Below are 17,834 nucleotides of genomic sequence, written 5' to 3' on the forward strand. Positions count from 1 at the left end.
GCGCTGATGGCAGAACTGGTGTCGGCCTTTCTATCAGGGCAGGCGTTGCCTGACCGATTCCCGTATCACCAGCGACGGCGGCAGAGCCGTCACTGGGTCGAATGGGCGCCCATGCTCTAGGCGCTCGATCAGCTGAGCGATGGCGGTGGCGCCGAGTTCGTAGATGGGCTGATGGATGGTGGTCAGGGCGGGGGAGGCATAGCGGCCGATATCGATGTCGTCGTAGCCGATGATGGAGAGCTCGTCGGGCAGGCGCAGGCCCGCGTCCACGGCGGCACGCAGGGCGCCGATGGCTGTCAGGTCATTGAAGGCGAACACGGCCTGGGGGCGGGGGCCCTTGTTAAGCAGGGTGCGCATGGCGGCATGCCCGCCGTCGGCCTGCAGATTGGTGACGATGATGCGGCTTGCCGGCAACGCGAGGCCCACGGCCTCGCAGGCGGCACGCGCGCCGGCCAGGCGCTCCTCCGAGCGGGGGTGATCGGCGGGGCCGGTGAGCAGGGCGATATCGTCAAGGCCCCGAGCCAGCAGATGCTCGATGGCCAGCCGGGCGCCCAGACGCGAGTCGTCGTTGACCACGGCGATATCCGGCCGCGGGGTCGCGGCGGCGTCCAGCATCACGGTCGGCAGGGCCTGGCGATTCAGGGCCGCGAGAAAGCCCGGGCCGTTGCGAGAGGTCATCACGATCAGCCCGTCGATGCGGCGTTCCAGGAGCGTCTCGAGGTAGGCCACCTGCTTGTCGTCGACGTCGTCGGCGTTGCACAGCATCAGGCTGTAGCCGCAGGCAAAGCAGTGATCCTCGACGCCACGGATCAGCGCCGAGAAGAAGGGGTTGTCGGCACTGGTGACGATCATGCCGATGGTCCGGCTGCGCCGGGATTTCAGGGTGCGCGCGACGGTATCCGGTCGGTAGTCCAGGGCCGCGATGGCCCGTTGCACCCGGGCGCGGGTCTCGGGTGCAACGGCGCGGCTCTGGTTGACCACGTGGGAGACGGTGGTGATCGACACCCCCGCCAGGCGCGCCACGTCCTTGAGGCGAACCATGGTCGGCGACTTATTCCTGGGTAATCAGCTTGAGCGGGACCGGGATATTGGCCTCGACGTCCTCGCCCTTGAGCAGGGCATCGGCGGTTTTGATGCCGAGAGCACCGATGAGAGCGGGCCGCTGGGCGATAGTGGCGGCCATGATGCCATCCTCGACCGCCTGGATGCCGGCGTCGGTGCCATCGAAGCCGACCAGGATCACCTCGTCGTTGCCGCCCGCCTGGAGGGCGCGCTGGGCGCCGAGGGCCATCTCGTCGTTCTGGGCGAACACGGCCTGGATGCCCGGATGGGCCTGGAGAAGATTCTCCATCACGTTGAGGCCTTCGGTGCGGTTGAAGTTGGCCGGCTGAGAGGCCACCAGCTCGATGCCGGGAGCGGCCTCGACCGCCGTCATGAAGCCTTCGCCGCGATCGCGGGTGGCCGAGGCGCCCGGAACCCCTTCCAGTTGCACGACCTGGCCCTCGCCACCGAGCCGCTCGGCGATGTAGCCGCCGGCAAGCGTGCCGCCGGCGACGTTGTCGGAGGCGATGTGGGAGGCCACGCGGCCGCCGTTGGCACTGCGGTCCAGGGTGATCACCGGCACGTTGCGGGCGTTGGCCGAGCGCACGCTGGACACGGCGGCATCGGAGTCGGTGGGGTTCATCAGCAGCAGATCGATGTCACGGGACAGGGCGTCCTCGACGTTGGAAAGCTCCCGGGCCGCGTCGTTGCCGGAATCCAGCACGATCAGCTCGTGGCCGAGGGCCTCGGCCTGGCGCTCGGCGCCTTCCTGCAGGGTCACGAAGAAGGGGTTGTTCAGTGTGGACACCACCAGGGCGATGCGATCCGCCATGGCCTGCCCGCTGAGACCGATGCCCGCGGCGACGGCGGAGGCGAGTAGCAGTTTCTTCATGGTCTGGCTCCTTGGATCTTGTTGTGAAGCGTGTGAGTCGTGCTGGCGTGTCACGACGAGGTCGACCGGCTGTCGAGCAGCACGGCCAGGAGAATGACCGCGCCCTTGGCGATCATCTGGAAGTAGGACGACACGCCCATGATGTTGAGGGCGTTGTTGAGCACGCCGATCACCAGGGCGCCGACCAGGGTGCCGAAGATGCGGCCGCGACCACCCATCAGGCTGGTGCCGCCGATCACCACCGCGGCGATGGCATCGAGTTCGTAGCCGGTACCGGCGGTGGGCTGAGCCGAGCCCAGGCGGGCGGTCAGCACCACGCTTGCCAGCGCCGCGCAGGCCCCGGAGATCGCATAGACGCTGATCTTGATGCGAGTGACGTTGATGCCGGAGAGGCGCGCGACCTTCTCGCCACCGCCCACCGCATAGACATGGCGGCCGAAGCGGGTGTGATGCAGCACGCCCCAGCAGAGCACGAAGACGAAGAACATCAGATAGATGGGAATCGGCACGCCCAGCCAGTAGCCGCCGCCGAGCTGCCAGAACAGATCGGCGGCCGGCGTGGTGCCGATCGAGATGGGGCGCCCGTCGGTGAAGACCAGCGCCGCCCCGCGCAGGATGGTCATGGCCACCAGGGTGACGATGAAGGCCTGGATGCGGCCGTATGCCACGAAGGCCCCGGCAATGGCACCCAGCCCGGCCCCGGCGGCGACGGTGCCGGGCACGCCGATCCAGGGCGTCAGGCCTGAGGCGGTCATGGCCCCGGCGAAGGCCCCGGTCAGGGCCAGCACCGCTCCCACCGACAGGTCGATGCCGGCGGTCAGGATGACGAAGGTCACCCCCATGGCGATGATGGCGTTGATGCTTGACTGGCGCAGCACGTTGAGGATGTTGTCGACGGTCAGGAAGTTGTCGCTCAGGGCGGCGCTGACGATGACCAGCAGCGCCAGGGCGAGGAAGGCCTTGTTGTCGATCAATAGCCGGGTGGCGGCCTTGTTCATGGTGAGGGTGCTCATGGGGTGACGGTCTCCGTGGCTGCCTCGATGTGGGCAGCGGCGGTCATGATGGTTTCCTGCGTGGCGTCGTCGCGGGTGAATTCGCCGGTGATACGGCCGTTGGCGAGCACCATGATGCGATCGGAGAGCCCGAGCAGCTCGGGCATCTCGGAGGAGATCAGCAGCACGCATTTGCCCTGGCGCTTGAGCTCGTTGATCAGCAGATAGATCTCGCGCTTGGCACCGACGTCGACGCCGCGGGTCGGCTCGTCGAGGATCACGATCTCCGGCTCGGTCATCAGCGCCTTGGCCAGCGACGCCTTCTGCTGGTTGCCCCCGGAGAGCGTGTCGATGGGCTGATGCCGGTCGTTGAGCTTGATGCGGAAGGCCTTGATGTAATGCTCGACGGCGGCGCGTTCGCGGCCGGCCTGGATCAGGCCGAAGGGGCCGCAGAAGGCCGGCAGGGCGGCCAGCGACATGTTACTGGCCACTGAGTGTGCGAGCAGCAGCCCGGCCTGCTTGCGATCCTCGGGCACATAGACGAGGCCCGCGCGCAGGGCGTCCCGCGGTGAGCCGAAGCGCACCGGGCGCTCCCGGATCCGCACCTCGCCCGATCGGACGGGAGTGTCGCCGCAGATCGCCTGCGCCATTTCCGTGCGCCCGGCCCCCATCAGGCCGCCGAAGCCCAGCACCTCGCCGGCTCGGGCCGAGAAGGAGACCTCGTCGACGCCGGGCGCCGACAGCCGATCGACCTCGATCATCACCTCGCCCGGTGTCGGCGGCTCGTAGGGGTAGCGGTCGGCGAGCTCGCGTCCCACCATCTTGCGGATCAGGTCGTCCTCGCTGAGCTCGGCGGTCGGCCCGTCGTGCACCAGCCGGCCGTCGCGCAGCACGGCGACGCTGTCACACATGCGAAAGATCTCGGGCAAGCGGTGGGTGATCATCACCAGCGACTTGCCCTCCTCGCGCAGGGCGGCGACCACCTGCTCGAGGATCTCGGTCTCGATATCGGTCAGGGCATCGGTGGGCTCGTCCATGATGATGATCTCGGCGTCCAGGGACAGCGCGCGCGCGATCTCTACCATCTGTTGTTGGCCGATGCTCAGGCCATCGACCGGGGTGCGCGGGTCGATGTGCTGCTGGAGGCGGGCCATCAGCTCGCCGGCCTGGCGATACAGGCGAGTCCAGTCGACGGTGCCCAGGCGCGTGCGCGGCTCACGGCCGAGGAAGATGTTCTCGCCGGCCGAGAGGCCGCCGACCAGGTTGAGCTCCTGGTGAATGATGGCGATGCCGGCATCCATGGCCTGGCGCGGCGTGGTGAAGTGGGCCTTGTCGCCGCGCAGCCAGATCTCGCCGGCGTCGGCCTGGTGGACGCCGCTGAGCACCTTCATCAGGGTCGATTTGCCGGCGCCGTTCTCGCCGGCCAGCGCCTGGACGCGGCCCGGGAAGAGGGAGAGATCGACGCCCTCTAGCACGGTGACGCCGGAGAAGCCCTTCTCGATGCCCTTGAGGGCCATCAGAGGCTGGCAGGACGCATCCTTCGGTGCGGTCGACGACGCGGCGCTCAAAACGGCACCCCGCTGTGCAGGGCGATGTTGGCGTAGGGCGTGCATTCGCCGGTGCGGATCACGGCCTTGGCGTTGGAGAGCGACTGCTTGAAGGCCTCGTGGGAGACATGACGGGTCTCCACGGTCCGGTCGTCCCTGGCCTCCAGCGCCGCCAGACGGTTCAGGATGTCGTCTTTGAGAGCCGGGCTGTGGGTGGCGATCTCATCGGCGAGGGTCACGCCCTCGACGCACAGCTCCTCGAGCAGGGCATCGAGCACTGGCAGGAAGCCCGGCAGGCCGGGGGTCACCGCCAGGTCGATGCGGGGCACCTCGGGCGGAATCGGCAGCCCGGCATCGGCGATCACCAGAGTGTCGGTATGCCCGAGCTCGGCGATCAGGGCGTTGAGCGGGGCATTGAGCAGGCCATGACGTTTCACGGGGTTCACGCTAAGGCTGAGAATTCAGCGCGCATTGTAAGCGCAAACGTTTGCGCCACCGATTCGCCAAAGGTCTTAGGCAGGGCCGATTGACGGCCCTGGCAGCGCATGCCTAGGGCGTGGGCTGACCGTCCAGAAAGGCCTTCACCTCGGCGAAGGGATAGGCCTCCAGGGCGGCGAACCCTTCCAGGCGGCGCGCCTTGAGGCGGGTGAACACCGGCAGGGTGAGGCCGCACAGGAAACGGGCCAGTAGGGCCGGGGAGGGCGGGGCGCCGACCAGCGACTGATAGCACTCATCGAGGGGCGCACACCAGGCCGAGACACGGCCGGGTTCCAGGGGGGCGAGGGTGGCACCGTGTGGCAGCCGAGCGCCGCCCTGTCGACACACCGAACAATGCCCGCAGCGCTCGGGGGCTCGATCGTCGCCGAAGTAGCCGGCCAGGCGATGGCTGAGACAGGTGTCGCTCTCGAAGAGGTCGAGCATGGCATGGATGCGGCGGATCTCGCTGTGCTCCTTGTCCTGGAAGTAGCCGCTGAGCTCCCGGGTCAGTTCCTCGGCATCGGCGCCGGGCGCGAGTACCTCGTAGACCTCGGTCATCTGCTTGCTCTCGAGCTCCAGCCAGCCCTGGTCGCGGCAGTAGTCCAGGGCGGTGATCACCCGTGCCCGGCGGGTGTCCAGGCCGCGCTCTGCCCCGAGCCGCTCGAGGGTCGCGAAGTCCAGGGTGTGCCAGGTGCGGGCGGCGGTGCTTGAATCGACGATGGCCTGCAGGAAGGCCTGGCGCTCGCCGGAGAAACGCGCGACCAGCGCCGCCGGGCCGTCGGGAAACTTGAGTCGGTAATCGGCGAAGTAGGCATAGCGCGGGGCGATGATGCCACGCAGCTCGAGCTGCACCAGCAGGGTCTTGAGGGGCAGCGGGCGGATATTGCTGTCCTGAGACAGGGCATTGAGCATCAGCTCCCACTGGCCGCCGGGCGCCGCCAGGGCATCCTCGATCACCCGGCGGATGCCCTCGGATTCCGGGGTATCGCCGTAGACGAAGTTCTCGAGCACGTTGAGGGTGTCGCGCCCGCCCATCACCAGACACTCGGAGGGCTTGCCGTCACGACCGGCACGGCCGATCTCCTGGCTGTAGTTCTCGATCGACTTGGGCAGGTCGAAGTGCACCACCTGGCGGATGTCGGCCTTGTCGATACCCATGCCGAAGGCGATGGTGGCGACGATGCAGTCGACCTGGCCGTTCATGAAGTCCCGCTGCACCCGATCCCGGGTCTCCGCGGGCAGGCCGGCATGATAGGCACAGGCCTCGATGCCGGCCTTGGCGAGATAGGCGGTCAGACGCTCGGCGCTCTGCTGCAGGGTCACGTAGACGATGGTGGGGCGCGAGCCGCCCTGGGCGAGCCGGGGCCGCAGCCAGTCGACCAGGGTGCGGGCGCGCTGCTCCGATGCCACCGGCATCACCGTGAGATCCAGGTTGGGGCGATAGAAGCCGGTGGTGATGACGTCCTCGTGGGCGATGGCGAAGCGCTCGCGCATGTCCTGTATCACCCGAGGGGTGGCCGTGGCGGTCAGCAGCAGCACCTGGGGAATGCCGAACTGGTGCTGGTAGTCGGGCAGCTTCAGGTAGTCGGGACGGAAGTTGTGGCCCCATTCGGACAGGCAGTGCGCCTCGTCGACCACCAGCAGCGAGATCGGCACTCGAGCGATGAAGGCGCGGAAGCGCTCGTTCTTGAGTCGCTCTACCGAGATCATCAGGATGCGGATCTCGCCGCGCTGGACGCCCTCCATGACGCGGGCCGCTTCCTCGCGACTCTGGCTGGAGTCGATGCTGGCCGCGGCGATGCCGTGGCGCGCAAGGAAGGCGAGCTGGTCCTGCATCAGCGCCAGCAGCGGCGAGACCACCAGCGTCAGGTGAGGCAGCGTGAGCGCCGGCAGCTGGTAGCACAGCGACTTGCCGGAGCCGGTGGGGAAGATCGCCGCTGCACTGCGCCCGGCGACCACGGCCTCGATCACCTCGCGTTGGCCGGGACGAAAGTCGTCGTAGCCGAAGACGTCGCGCAGGATCTGCTGGGGTGTCGGGGTCATGGGGGCTCCTGGGGATGATCGGGAAGGCCGGTCCTGATGGGGTGGCGGCTGGCCGGTGCTGGCAATCCGGGTCTGCGACCGGTACACAGGATACAGGTCCGGCTTCGCCTCTGCCGCCTTGTCACCGGTCTCGGTGCTCTTGTCGCCCCTGGTGGGGCGTCTGATGGGCTAGGCTGACAGGTGACCCTGTGGCGGGAGAGCCCCCATGGACATGACGCCGATGCCATTCGCGGTGCAGGCCCACGCCAGTCGCTGGTTTCGGGTTCATCTGGCGAATGCGTCATGATGATGGTGATGTCTCACTTCCCAGGCTAAAGGCCAAGGCTATGGTCGAGAGCTCCAGGCGGGGTGGAGCTGCTGAGCCAGCAGCGGCGTCCGTTCAGGGCCCTACCACGCGATTGCGGCCCTGCTGCTTGGCCTCGTAGAGTCGCCGGTCGGTGCGCTCGAGGAACTGGTCGCGCAGCTCACCGATGCGGTGTTCGGCAATGCCGGTACTGATGGTGACACCGCCTTGGGGCAAGCCGAAATCATGGCTGGCTATCTCGTGACGCAGGCGTTCGGCCAGGGCCTCGCAGTGAGACAGTGGCGTCAGTGGCAACAGCACGGCGAACTCTTCGCCCCCCAGCCGGGCCAGACAGTCTTCTTCCCGCAGCAGGGTATCGCACAGGCCAGCGAGGCGCCGCAGCACCTTGTCCCCCTGCAGGTGGCCCCAGGTGTCGTTGACCTGCTTGAAGTGATCGATGTCGATTATCATCAGCGACAATGGCGTGCCGTGGCGGTTGCTCAGCGAAATCTCGCGTTCCAGGCTCGACATCAGCTTGCGCCGGTTGGGCAGGCCGGTCAGGGAGTCGGTATCCGATAGCTCGCGAAGGTGCGCCTGGTACTCGACCTGTTCGGTGATGTTGACCATCAGGCCATGCCACAGGATGCCGGTGTGCAGGCGCTCGGGGGTGGCGCGCACGGCGATCCAGCACTCCTCGCCATCGGGATAGTGCTGCCGAAACTGGGTGGTCAGCGGCGTCAACGACTTCGCCGAGCGCTCGACGGCGGCCATCACGCGGGGGAAGTCGTCGGGATGCACATGGTCGAAGGCGTGGCTGGCATCCTCGAACAGCCGTTGGCGTTGCTCGGCATCGCCGAACAGGCGGCTGGCGCCGGCCAGGTAGGGAAAGCGGATCTGTCCGCGGTGGCTACGGTAGAACTGGAAGACGAGGCCGGGCAGGCGTTCGGTCATGGCCTTCAACCGTTCCAGGTCGTGCCGCGTCTCATCCAATGAGGGGTCGTAAGGCATGACGCTATCTCGTTCCCTGCGTGTCGTGTCTGGTGGTCACCGAAGGCTGGCGACGAGTCATGGTCCGGCGGGCGCGAGGGAGCCCGCCGACGGTATGGTGCATTAGAAATTTAGCAACTGACTTTAGTCCAGTTGTGACAGATTGTGTAGGAGATCACGGCGGTGGGTAAGCATTGATGTCCTGACACTCGAGTGGATCAGGCATGGGCGGGAGCGGCCAATCCGTCTTGCCGGTAGGGGGCGCTGTTTGCCGACTCGACAGCGCCGCTAGCGGGCGGCGTCGTAGCGTCCCTCGCGCCCCCGGGAAAAGACCACCTGCCAGAGCTGCAGGTCGCGCGCCCGGAAGGCGCCGGCGCAGGCGGAGAGGTAGTAGCGGAACATGCGACGCGTGGTCTCGTTGTAGCGTTCGGCGATTTCCGGCCATCGGGCATCGAAGTTCTGAAGCCAGGCCATCAGGGTGTGATCGTAGTCGGCGCCGAAGTTCTGCCAGTCCTCCATCAGCAGATAGGGTTCGCTGGCGCGGGCGAGGTGCATGGCCGAGGGCAGCACCCCGTTGGGGAAGATGTACTTGTGGATCCAGGGGTCGGCGCTGATGCCCGAATTGTTGGAGCCGATGGTGTGCAAGAGGAAGAGCCCGTCGGGGACCAGCAGGTGCGACACGGTGTCGAAGTAGGTGCGGTAGTTGCGATGGCCAACGTGTTCGAACATGCCGATCGAGACGATACGGTCATAGTGGCCTTCGAGCTCCCGGTAGTCCTGAAGCAGGATGGTGACGGGCAAATCCTGGCAGCGTCTGCGGGCCAGCTCGGCCTGTTCCCGGGAAATGGTGATGCCGGTGACCTCGACACCGTAGTGGCGCACCGCATGTTCGGCGAAACTGCCCCAGCCGCAGCCGATGTCCAGTACGTGCATGCCCGGGGCAAGCCCCAGCTTGCGAGCGGCCAGGTCCAGCTTGGCCAGCTGCGCCTCGTGCAGGCTGTTGGCCTCCTTCCAGTAACCGCAGGAATAGCAGAGAGTCGGGTCGAGCATGCGCTCGAAGAGATCGTTACCCAGATCGTAATGCGCCTCGCCGACGATGTAGGCGCGGGCCTTGCTCTGCAGGTTGAAGAGGCCGGTCTGCAGGCGGTACAGCATCCTCTCCGAGGGCGTGTGGGCGCGCTCGCCAAGGCCATGGCGCAACATGCGATGAATCATCTCGTCGATCCGCTCGCACTGCCACCAGCCCTCCATGTAGGCTTCCCCGAGTCCTAGAGTGCCTTGATGCAACAGCCTGGAGAAGAGGTCGGGATGCAGGACCTGCATGTCCCAGGGCGCTCCGCCGTTCAGGGCCACGCCCGAGCCCTCCAGTAGCCGCTCGACGATGCGTCGGGCACGGGTGTCGGGTAAGGCGATGGCACCGATCCGGGGGTCGCTGGTCATGTCAATCTCCTGATCCATCAGACGAGAGGAGCGCGGGCGGGTCCAGCGGGCCGGGCAGGCGTCTCGGATCCTGGCTACCCCTTGACTAATCAACATAGCCATAAAGCCGCCGGCAGGCATAATTCTCAGGCTCAATGCCGGCGGTGAATCGGCTTGTTAATCAACGTCTTCATGCTTGAGAAGGAGCAACCCCATGCGCGTGATCGCGGATCTTTGTGTGGTTCCCCTGGGTGTCGGTGTGTCCGTTTCACCCTATATTGCCGCCTGCCAGCGCGAGATCGAGGCCGCCGGGCTCGAGCACAGCCTGCATGCCTACGGCACCAATATCGAGGGCGACTGGGACGAGGTCATGGCGGTAATAAAGCGCTGCCATGAAGTCGTTCATGAGCGGGGGGCGCCCCGCATAACCACTACCTTGAAGCTGGGCACCCGCACCGATCGCGAGCAGCACATGCAGGACAAGGTGGGCAGTGTCGAGGCGCTGCTGGCCGGCGAGGCGCGGGAGCCTGCGCCGAAAGGGTGATGCCGGGTCGTCGCATTCTGTCTCGTTTGGACATGTCGATGCCTTCGTCGACTTCGAGGCTCATGCCTGCGGCTGCCATCATGGCAAGGAGGCTCCGGCGACCGTGCTGAACTCGGCCATGGCCCTGACCCGCGCTGGTGGTCAGATCGGGATTTCCGGGCTGTATGTGACCGAGGACATGGGCGCGTCGCGACGCGGTGACCCGCGATAGCGACATCAGGCAGAGTCCAGTGCGGGGGCATCCTGTAGCGGCATTAGCCAGTCCTCGCTGATGGCCAGCAGGTGATCGGTCAGGGCGGCCAGTATCTGGCCCCCATGGCGCCAATGGTGCCAGTAGAGGGGGACATCGATGTGGTAGTGAGGGTCGATGTCCTGAAGCCGGCCCTCGGCCAGTTCCCGCGTTGCCTGGCGCTCGGGAATCAGGCCATAGCCCATACCCGCCAGGGCCAGCCGCACGAAGCCTTCCGACGAGGGGCAGAGGTGGTGGGGAAAGGGGGCGTGGTGGTCGAGCATCGCCAGGTAGCGATGCTGCAGTCGGTCGTCCGGGCCAAAGACGATGGCGGGGGCCTTAGCCAGTTGCTGGGGCGTGATGCCCTCGGGAAAGTGCCTGGCCACATAGTCAGGGCTCGCCAGGGCACGATAGCGCATGCTTCCGAGGGGATGGGCGCGCGCGCCCTGCACGGGGCGAGAGGTAGTGCAGATGCAGCCTGCCACCTCGCCGTCGCGCATGCGTTTCAGGGCCACGTCCTGATCTTCCACCACCAGGTCCATCAGCACCCGGCGGGTGTTGCAGAACTCGCCTACGGCGGGGGGCCACCAGGTAGCGATGCTGTCGGCGTTGATCGCCAGACGCAACCGCTGTTCGCTCTCGCCCAGCGCCGGCACCTGGTCCAGCAGGTCGTGCTCCAGCAGGCCCACCTGTAAGACATGATTCAACAGTCGCCGCCCCAGCGGGGTCGGGGCGAGCTTGGGGCTCCGGACCAGCACCGGCTGTCCGAGGCGTGCCTCGAGCAGCTTGATGCGCTGCGAGACCGCGGATTGGGTGAGACCCAGATGTCGGGCGCCCCGTTCGAAGCCCGATTGGTCGACGACGGCGGCCAGTGCCTCCAGAAGCTTGTAGTCGAGCATCAGTGTGGTTAATTCCCCATTCTGCCAATTAATTTCACTTATCCTCCAGTCAAGCCTAGTCTGGCGGTGCTTTGCAAGTCGTTGACTGCTCAAACACTGTCACAGGAGTAAGAAAAGATGCTGGTATCTGCGCTGCAGGGCCTGCTGGTCGGGGCGGGGCTGATCATCGCCATCGGTGCCCAGAATGCCTTCGTGCTGAGCCAAGGGCTGCGCCGTGAGCATGTCTGGCTGGTGGCGGCGGTCTGTGCCTTCTGTGACTGGGTGCTGGTCGGGCTCGGGGTGCTGGGGCTGGGTGCCCTGCTGGCCGAACAGAGCACGCTGATGCTGCTGGCTCGCTGGGGTGGGGCGGCCTACCTGGGGTGGTTGGCCTGGCAGTCGCTGCGACGCGCCTGGCAGGCGCATGCCCTGCGCGCCGAGGTACGCGCGCCGGCGTCGCGCCGACAGGTGCTACTGGCGACGCTGGCGGTCACGCTGCTGAACCCCCAGGTCTATCTCGATACTCTGGTGATGCTCGGGGTGGTGGGCGCCCTTCAGGAGAGCCCGGGTGGCTTCTTCATCGGCGCGGCGCTGGCGTCTTTCGGCTGGTTCTTCGGGTTGGTGGCGGCGGCGAGCTGGCTGGCGCCGAGGCTTGAGAGCCCCCGTGCCTGGCGGATGATCGATACCCTGATTGGCCTGATCATGGCGGTGATCGCCTGGCGGCTGCTGGCCGGCGGCATGCTGCCGGCCTGACCCCCTCCTCGGGGGAGATGTGGGATGCCGTCAGCTTTTCGTTACACCCTGTCAGGCTTTCTCGCCACCCTCGAGGCATACTCAGGGCCGCCCGCCGGGGGTGTCATGTTTTCTTGACGATTCGCAATCGGCCTGACCGGGCCTGGCACCGCTAAAGGCGATTCCCGACGTTCCTCGTCGCTCCGAGGGCCCCTAGGCTGTTGTCATTGATCGCCCGCCGCCTGATCCGGTGGCGAGCTCATGACAACAAGACCAAGGAGACCTCCATGAACGCCGCTGCTCCCCAGGCTGTCCAGACCGCCGCCCAGATTTCCGACCACAACCCGATCGGTACCGATGGATTCGAGTTCGTCGAATACACCGCCCCGACCGCCGAGGGCATCGAGGCGCTGCGTGCGCTCTTCAACCAGATGGGCTTCACCGAGACCCGCAAGCATCGTTCCAAGCAGGTCTTCCTGTTCCAGCAGGAGGGCGTGAACTTCGTGCTCAACGCCGAGCCCGACAGCTTCGCCGCCGAGTTCGCCCGCATTCACGGCCCCAGCGCCTGCGCCATGGCCTGGCGCGTCGCCGATGCCCGCCAGGCCTTCGAGCATGCGGTGGCCGAAGGTGCCGAGCCCGCCGAGAACCCGGTCGGCCCGGGCGAGGTGGGGATTCCGGCGGTCAAGGGCATCGGCGGGTCCCTGTTGTACTTCGTCGATCACCGGGTCGACGGCGAAGGCCGCACGATCTATGACATCGACTTCGAGGCGATTCCCGGCCGCACGCCTCAGGACCACAGCGTGGGCCTGAAGTTACTGGATCACCTGACCCACAACGTCGATCGTGGCCAGATGGATGTCTGGGCGGGCTTCTACACCCGGGTCGCCAACTTCCGCGAGATCCGATACTTCGATATCGAAGGCAAGATGACCGGGCTCTTCTCCCGGGCCATGACCGCGCCCTGCGGCAAGATGCACATCCCGATCAACGAGTCCGCCGACGACAACTCCCAGATCGCCGAATTCCTGCGCGAGTACAACGGCGAGGGCATCCAGCACCTGGCGATGGCCACCGACGACATCTACGCCACGGTGCGTGCCCTGCGCGCCAATGGCGTCACCTTCCTGACCACGCCGGACACCTACTACGAGAAGATCAACGAGCGCGTGCCCAACCACGAGGAGAACCTCGACGAGCTGCGTGAGCTGCACCTGCTGGTCGACGGTGCGCCGGAGCAGGGCGTGTTGCTGCAGATCTTCACCGAGACGGTGATCGGGCCGATCTTCTTCGAGATCATCCAGCGCAAGGGCAACGATGGCTTCGGCGAGGGCAACTTCAAGGCCCTGTTCGAATCCATCGAGGAAGACCAGATCCGCCGCGGCGTGCTCAAGGACGCCTGAGGCGAGCGGTTTGCCATATCGGGGAAGCCATAACGGAGCAGCCGCATAGCGCCAGGCATGCCGGAGACGACATGCCTGGTGCAAGCCGCTGGCGTTGTCGCCTATTGGCGATGGATTTCCATGAGCGGCAGCTTATCGATAGCGCATCCTTTTGGTCGCATGGTCAACGCACGAACAAAAACGCTAAAATCTCCCATAACAATAAACCCTGAAGGTGTGACATGACGGCGAGACAACAACCCAAGAATCTGTGGCTGGGGCGTTGGGGCTTCATCCTGGCGGCCACCGGCTCGGCGGTAGGCTTGGGCAATATCTGGAAATTCCCCTACATGACCGGTGAGTATGGCGGCGGGGCCTTCGTGCTGGTCTACCTGGCCTGCATCCTGGCCATCGGCATCCCGGTGATGATGATCGAGATCGGGCTTGGTCGTCGCGGACGCGGCAGCCCCATCGATGCGATCCGACGGGTGGCCCGGGAGTCCGGCCGCGGCCGGCTCTGGTCACTGCTCGGCTGGATGGCTATGCTGTGCGGCTTCATGATCCTGTCGTTCTACGTGGTGGTTGCCGGCTGGTCGTTCTCCTACCTGTGGAAGACCCTGACCGGCGGCCTCGCCGGCTCGGAGGTCGGCGACATGGCGGCGATCTTCGCGGCCAACAATGCGGATCCCCTGGCCCTGGGTGGCTGGAGCACCCTGGTCACCGTGATCACCCTGATGATCGTCGGCAAGGGCGTGCAGCAGGGCATCGAGAAAAGCGTCAGCTGGATGATGCCGGGCATGGTGATCATGCTGGCGATCATGATCGGCTACGCGATGTTCTCCGGCGGCTTCGGCGCCGGTGTGGACTTCCTGTTCTCCTTCGAGATCGGCAAGCTCTCGAGCGAGGGCCTGCTGGCGGCCATGGGCCATGCCTTCTTCACCCTGTCGCTGGCCTCGGGTGCCATCCTGACCTATGGCTCCTACCTGCCCGATCGCGCCTCCATCGCGCGCACTACCCTCACGGTAGCGGTCGCCGATACCCTGGTGGCGCTGATGGCGGGCCTGGCCATATTCCCGGTGATCTTCGCCAACGGCATGGACCCGGCCGCCGGCCCGGGCCTGCTGTTCATGAGCCTGCCGCTGGCCTTCCAGGCCATGCCGTTCGGCAGTGTCTTCATGGCGATCTTCTTCATCATGCTGTCGATGGCCGCGCTGACCTCCGCCATCTCGATGATCGAGGCCACCGTGGCCTGGCTCAACGAGAGCAAGGGTATCTCGCGCACCAAGGCGACCTGGGGCGCGGGCATCGTGCTGTGGCTGCTCAGCACCCTGGCCATGCTGTCCTTCAACGTCGGTGCCGACTGGACGCTGGCCGGCAAGCATGCCTTCGACTGGCTCGACTATCTGACCTCGCGCTTCATGATGCCGCTGGGCGGCCTGGGCATGGCGCTGCTGGCCGGTTTCGTGCTGCGCCACGAGATCTTCAAGTCCGAGCTGGGCCTGTCCAGCACCCAGCATGCGCTGTGGCTGTTCATGGTGCGCTATGTGAGCCCGCTGGGCATCGTGCTGATCTTCATCGATAGCCTCGGCCTGATGGTGCTGGACATGGGCAGCCAGTGGTACTGGTGGCTCGGTGTGCTGATCGCCATCACCGTGGTCGGTGAACTGGTCAGCCCGCGACTGAAGCGTCAGCTGGCCGCCTGATCCATCCACGGTGCTCCATGGCTCGTGCAACATGCGCTGCCCCCGCCTCATGGCGGGGGCAGCGTCGTTTAGAGGGGAGCCATGATCCGGCGAAACGGCGCCGCGGTGGCGCCGGCTTGCCTGATGGAGCGCGCTCGTATGCCATAATGCGCGGATCTGATAAGGAAACTGCCAATAATCGTCATTCAAGGAGCAACGGTGTCGGGATATCTTTCAAGTGAACAGTGCAATCGACTGCTCGAGGGCGTGCGTGCCGCCGGCCGTGAGGTGCTGGCCATCTACGAGCGTGACTTCAGGGTCGAGGCCAAGCAGGACGACAGTCCGCTGACCGAGGCCGACATGGCCTCGCACCATGCCCTGGTGGCGCTGCTCGAGGCGCTCACCCCGGAAGTGCCGATTCTCTCCGAGGAGTCCGGGGAGATTCCCTTCACCACGCGTCAGGCCTGGTCGCGCTATTGGCTGATCGACCCGCTGGATGGCACCAAGGAGTTCATCAAGAAAAACGGCGAGTTCACCCTCAATCTGGCCCTGATCGAGGACGGAGAGCCGGTATTCGGCATCGTTCACGCCCCCGTGCTGGGCGTGGATGGAACCACCTGGTGGGGGCAGGTGGGCAAGGGCGCCTGGAAGCAAGCCGACGATGCCACTGCATCGATCCGGGTGCGTGCCCTGCCAGACCCGGCGGTCGAGCCCTGGAAGGTGGTCGGCAGTCGCTCGCATGGCGCGGCGGAATTCGAGGCCTTCTGCGCCGATCTGCCGGCCAACGAGCGCGTCTCGATGGGGAGTTCGCTGAAGCTGTGCCTGGTCGCCGAAGGCGCGGCGGATCTCTACCCGCGCCTGGCACCGACCTGTGAATGGGACACCGCGGCGGCGCAGGCGGTCGTGGTCGCGGCCGGCGGTGCGGTGCTGAATGCTTACAGCCTGACGCCCCTGCGCTGCAATCAGCAGGAGAGCGTGCTCAACCCTTATTTCATCGTCTGCGGCGAGCGCGATGCCCGCTGGGAGCAGGCGCTGGTCGAGGCGATAGCCTGAGCCCGGCCCCGGCCGGCGCGTCGTCGGTGGCCGGGGTTATAAGCTTCGAAGCAGACGTTACTGGCCTTTCAGGGTCTCGAGCCTTAAATTTGGCTATAAGAAATCATGTAAAATGATTAAAATGGAATAAATCAGTTCCCTCGATTCGAGCCGCTTGCCATGATCCCCGACCTGCCCCCTACATCGCTCCACGCCCAGCAGGGCGACGCCTCCGTGCTGATTTCGCGGTTGCGCGATTTTCCCCGCGGTCAGGTGGCTCTGGTGGGCGCCGGCCCCGGCGATCCTGAGCTGCTGACCCTGAAGGCACTCAAGCGCCTGCAGGCCGCCGAGGTGATCCTGCACGACCGCCTGGTCAGCGAGGAGATCCTGGCCATGGCCAACCCTCAGGCGCGACGGCTCTACGTGGGCAAGGCGCGCTCGCAGCACAGCCTGCCTCAGGAAGGCATCAACCAGGCGCTGGTTGACTGGGCGCGGGAAGGTAAGAGGGTGGTGCGGCTCAAGGGCGGCGATCCCTTCATCTTCGGCCGTGGCGGCGAGGAACTCGAGACCCTGGCGGCGGCGGGCATTGCCTTCGAGGTGATCCCGGGCATCACCGCGGCCTCGGGCTGTGCGGCCTACGGCGGCATTCCGCTGACCCATCGGGACCACGCCCAGTCGGTGCGCTTCGTCACCGGACATCTCAAGAACGGCAGCTGCGACCTCGATTGGGCGACCCTGGCCCATCCCGGCCAGACGCTGGTCTTCTACATGGGGCTTGGCAGCCTCGATATCATCCGTGAGGCGCTGATGGCGCATGGCCTTACCGCCGAGACGCCGTTGGCGCTGATCGAGCAGGGCACCACGGCACGCCAGCGCGTGCATGTCGGTAGCCTCGCCCATCTGCCCGAGGCCTTTTACAGCGATACCATCAAACCCCCGACCCTGATCGTCGTCGGCAGCGTGGTGCGCCTGCATGCGACGCTTGCCTGGTTCGATGGCGAGCAGGCCGGCAGCCGCGGCTGGGAAGAGGGCAAGCATCCCACGCCGGTCGAGGCCTCGCAGAGTGCCTGAATTGGCGTGAGTGGCGTGAGCCGCGGCGCCTGACTGTCGCGGTCTGCCGACGCTTGATTCGCGGCGTTGGCTCCGTATCGTGGTGGATTTCTGCCACGATCGGGTCCGTTCAGATGATGTATTCCCCCTTTGCTCCCCACAGCCAGGCCGGTGCCCGGCAAGCGTTGCCTCATGGGTCGCTGGCTTGGCTGGTGCTGCTTGGCATGCTGTTGACCGGCTGTGCCGGCCAGGAGACTCGCGATGAGGTCGGTGCCTCCGCTCCTGGTACTGGCATGGTCAGCAGCGAGGTCGGCATGGCGTCCTACTACTCGGATCGCTACCACGGACGCACCACCGCCAGCGGCGAGCGCTTCGATCAGCAGGCCATGACCGCCGCCCATCGTACCCTGGCCTTCGGCACCCGGGTCCGCGTCGCTCGCCTCGATGATGGCCGCGAGGTGACGGTGCGCATCAACGACCGCGGACCCTTCCGTCGCGGGCGGGTCATCGACCTCTCCAAGCGGGCGGCGCGTCAGCTGGGCATGATCCAGGAAGGCACCGTGGAAGTGCGGGTCAGCGTGCTGCGTTAACCGCATCGCGCCTAGGGCCGGGCGCCTGTGTCGCCTGGTG

Annotated in this window: 16 protein-coding genes and 1 pseudogene; 8 read left to right on the plus strand and 9 right to left on the minus strand. The window is 66.1% G+C overall.

Annotated features, from left to right (window positions below):
- Positions 1-33: 33 nt before the first annotated feature.
- From IEJ03_RS05880 to cfa, 8 genes are all read right to left on the minus strand, one after another.
- Entirely contained in the window at positions 34-1,041 is a 1,008-nt protein-coding gene (locus IEJ03_RS05880; protein WP_192036739.1) for a LacI family DNA-binding transcriptional regulator, read from the minus strand.
- 10 nt (positions 1,042-1,051) lie between these two features.
- Entirely contained in the window at positions 1,052-1,933 is an 882-nt protein-coding gene (gene rbsB / locus IEJ03_RS05885) for a ribose ABC transporter substrate-binding protein RbsB (RefSeq protein ID WP_192036740.1), read from the minus strand.
- Between the two features lie 50 nt (positions 1,934-1,983).
- Entirely contained in the window at positions 1,984-2,946 is a 963-nt protein-coding gene (gene rbsC / locus IEJ03_RS05890) for a ribose ABC transporter permease (protein WP_192036741.1), read from the minus strand.
- The gene (locus IEJ03_RS05895; RefSeq protein WP_242458059.1) at positions 2,943-4,493 is read right to left on the minus strand and encodes a sugar ABC transporter ATP-binding protein; all 1,551 of its coding nucleotides are present in this window, start codon (positions 4,491-4,493) and stop codon (positions 2,943-2,945) included. The genes rbsC and IEJ03_RS05895 overlap by 4 nt, the downstream gene beginning before the upstream one ends.
- On the minus strand, positions 4,490-4,909 hold the full coding sequence (gene rbsD / locus IEJ03_RS05900; RefSeq protein ID WP_192036743.1) for a D-ribose pyranase: 420 nt from the start codon (positions 4,907-4,909) through the stop codon (positions 4,490-4,492). Before rbsD ends, IEJ03_RS05895 begins: the two co-directional genes overlap by 4 nt.
- A 112-nt stretch (positions 4,910-5,021) precedes the next feature.
- Entirely contained in the window at positions 5,022-6,992 is a 1,971-nt protein-coding gene (locus IEJ03_RS05905; RefSeq protein WP_192036744.1) for an ATP-dependent DNA helicase RecQ, read from the minus strand.
- Between the two features lie 379 nt (positions 6,993-7,371).
- Positions 7,372-8,283 (minus strand): sensor domain-containing diguanylate cyclase, encoded by a 912-nt coding sequence (locus IEJ03_RS05910; protein WP_192036745.1) that lies wholly within the window; start codon positions 8,281-8,283, stop codon positions 7,372-7,374.
- Between the two features lie 267 nt (positions 8,284-8,550).
- Positions 8,551-9,702, minus strand: a complete 1,152-nt coding sequence (gene cfa, locus IEJ03_RS05915) for a cyclopropane fatty acyl phospholipid synthase (RefSeq protein ID WP_192036746.1) — start codon at positions 9,700-9,702, stop codon at positions 8,551-8,553.
- A 193-nt stretch (positions 9,703-9,895) separates the two neighbouring features.
- Between cfa and IEJ03_RS05920 the strand changes: the two genes are divergently transcribed.
- Positions 9,896-10,225, plus strand: coding sequence for an MTH1187 family thiamine-binding protein (locus tag IEJ03_RS05920; protein ID WP_192036747.1), 330 nt, complete (start codon positions 9,896-9,898; stop codon positions 10,223-10,225).
- A gap of 34 nt (positions 10,226-10,259) precedes the next feature.
- Positions 10,260-10,412: pseudogene (locus IEJ03_RS15890) on the plus strand (formaldehyde dehydrogenase, glutathione-independent); the annotation flags it as partial.
- A gap of 29 nt (positions 10,413-10,441) precedes the next feature.
- On the opposite strand, the gene IEJ03_RS05925 reads toward IEJ03_RS15890, so the two are convergent.
- Positions 10,442-11,353, minus strand: a complete 912-nt coding sequence (locus tag IEJ03_RS05925) for a LysR family transcriptional regulator ArgP (RefSeq protein ID WP_192036748.1) — start codon at positions 11,351-11,353, stop codon at positions 10,442-10,444.
- Positions 11,354-11,470: 117 nt separating this feature from the next.
- Here IEJ03_RS05925 and IEJ03_RS05930 point away from each other — a divergent pair, with 117 nt between their 5' ends.
- The 6 genes from IEJ03_RS05930 (at position 11,471) to IEJ03_RS05955 (ending at position 17,794) form a co-directional block, all read left to right on the plus strand.
- On the plus strand, positions 11,471-12,082 hold the full coding sequence (locus IEJ03_RS05930; RefSeq protein ID WP_192036749.1) for a LysE family transporter: 612 nt from the start codon (positions 11,471-11,473) through the stop codon (positions 12,080-12,082).
- Positions 12,083-12,348: 266 nt separating this feature from the next.
- Positions 12,349-13,461 carry a 4-hydroxyphenylpyruvate dioxygenase gene (gene hppD / locus IEJ03_RS05935; RefSeq protein ID WP_192036750.1) on the plus strand — a complete coding sequence of 371 codons (1,113 nt, stop codon included), beginning with the start codon at positions 12,349-12,351 and terminating at the stop codon, positions 13,459-13,461.
- 221 nt (positions 13,462-13,682) lie between these two features.
- Positions 13,683-15,143, plus strand: a complete 1,461-nt coding sequence (locus tag IEJ03_RS05940; RefSeq protein WP_192036751.1) for a sodium-dependent transporter — start codon at positions 13,683-13,685, stop codon at positions 15,141-15,143.
- Between the two features lie 198 nt (positions 15,144-15,341).
- Entirely contained in the window at positions 15,342-16,175 is an 834-nt protein-coding gene (gene cysQ, locus IEJ03_RS05945) for a 3'(2'),5'-bisphosphate nucleotidase CysQ (RefSeq protein ID WP_192036752.1), read from the plus strand.
- Positions 16,176-16,334: 159 nt separating this feature from the next.
- Positions 16,335-17,225: a uroporphyrinogen-III C-methyltransferase gene (cobA, locus tag IEJ03_RS05950; RefSeq protein ID WP_192036753.1), complete on the plus strand. Its 891-nt coding sequence runs from the start codon at positions 16,335-16,337 to the stop codon at positions 17,223-17,225.
- 113 nt (positions 17,226-17,338) lie between these two features.
- Complete coding sequence (locus IEJ03_RS05955) at positions 17,339-17,794, plus strand: septal ring lytic transglycosylase RlpA family protein (RefSeq protein ID WP_347401000.1); 456 nt, start codon at positions 17,339-17,341, stop codon at positions 17,792-17,794.
- The last annotated feature ends 40 nt before the right edge of the window (positions 17,795-17,834 follow it).

Source organism: Halomonas sp. YLGW01 (genome assembly GCF_014840935.1).
Classification (GTDB): Bacteria; Pseudomonadota; Gammaproteobacteria; order Pseudomonadales; family Halomonadaceae; genus Onishia.

Excerpts from the sequence above, each read along its gene's own strand:
- IEJ03_RS05880 (WP_192036739.1), bottom strand. The coding sequence starts at position 1,041 with ATGGTTCGCCTCAAGGACGTGGCGCGCCTGGCGGGGGTGTCGATCACC.
- rbsB (WP_192036740.1), bottom strand. The coding sequence starts at position 1,933 with ATGAAGAAACTGCTACTCGCCTCCGCCGTCGCCGCGGGCATCGGTCTC.
- rbsC (WP_192036741.1), bottom strand. The coding sequence starts at position 2,946 with ATGAGCACCCTCACCATGAACAAGGCCGCCACCCGGCTATTGATCGAC.
- IEJ03_RS05905 (WP_192036744.1), bottom strand. The coding sequence starts at position 6,992 with ATGACCCCGACACCCCAGCAGATCCTGCGCGACGTCTTCGGCTACGAC.
- IEJ03_RS05910 (WP_192036745.1), bottom strand. The coding sequence starts at position 8,283 with ATGCCTTACGACCCCTCATTGGATGAGACGCGGCACGACCTGGAACGG.
- cfa (WP_192036746.1), bottom strand. The coding sequence starts at position 9,702 with ATGACCAGCGACCCCCGGATCGGTGCCATCGCCTTACCCGACACCCGT.
- IEJ03_RS05920 (WP_192036747.1), top strand. The coding sequence starts at position 9,896 with ATGCGCGTGATCGCGGATCTTTGTGTGGTTCCCCTGGGTGTCGGTGTG.
- IEJ03_RS05925 (WP_192036748.1), bottom strand. The coding sequence starts at position 11,353 with ATGCTCGACTACAAGCTTCTGGAGGCACTGGCCGCCGTCGTCGACCAA.
- IEJ03_RS05930 (WP_192036749.1), top strand. The coding sequence starts at position 11,471 with ATGCTGGTATCTGCGCTGCAGGGCCTGCTGGTCGGGGCGGGGCTGATC.
- hppD (WP_192036750.1), top strand. The coding sequence starts at position 12,349 with ATGAACGCCGCTGCTCCCCAGGCTGTCCAGACCGCCGCCCAGATTTCC.
- IEJ03_RS05940 (WP_192036751.1), top strand. The coding sequence starts at position 13,683 with ATGACGGCGAGACAACAACCCAAGAATCTGTGGCTGGGGCGTTGGGGC.
- cobA (WP_192036753.1), top strand. The coding sequence starts at position 16,335 with ATGATCCCCGACCTGCCCCCTACATCGCTCCACGCCCAGCAGGGCGAC.
- IEJ03_RS05955 (WP_347401000.1), top strand. The coding sequence starts at position 17,339 with ATGATGTATTCCCCCTTTGCTCCCCACAGCCAGGCCGGTGCCCGGCAA.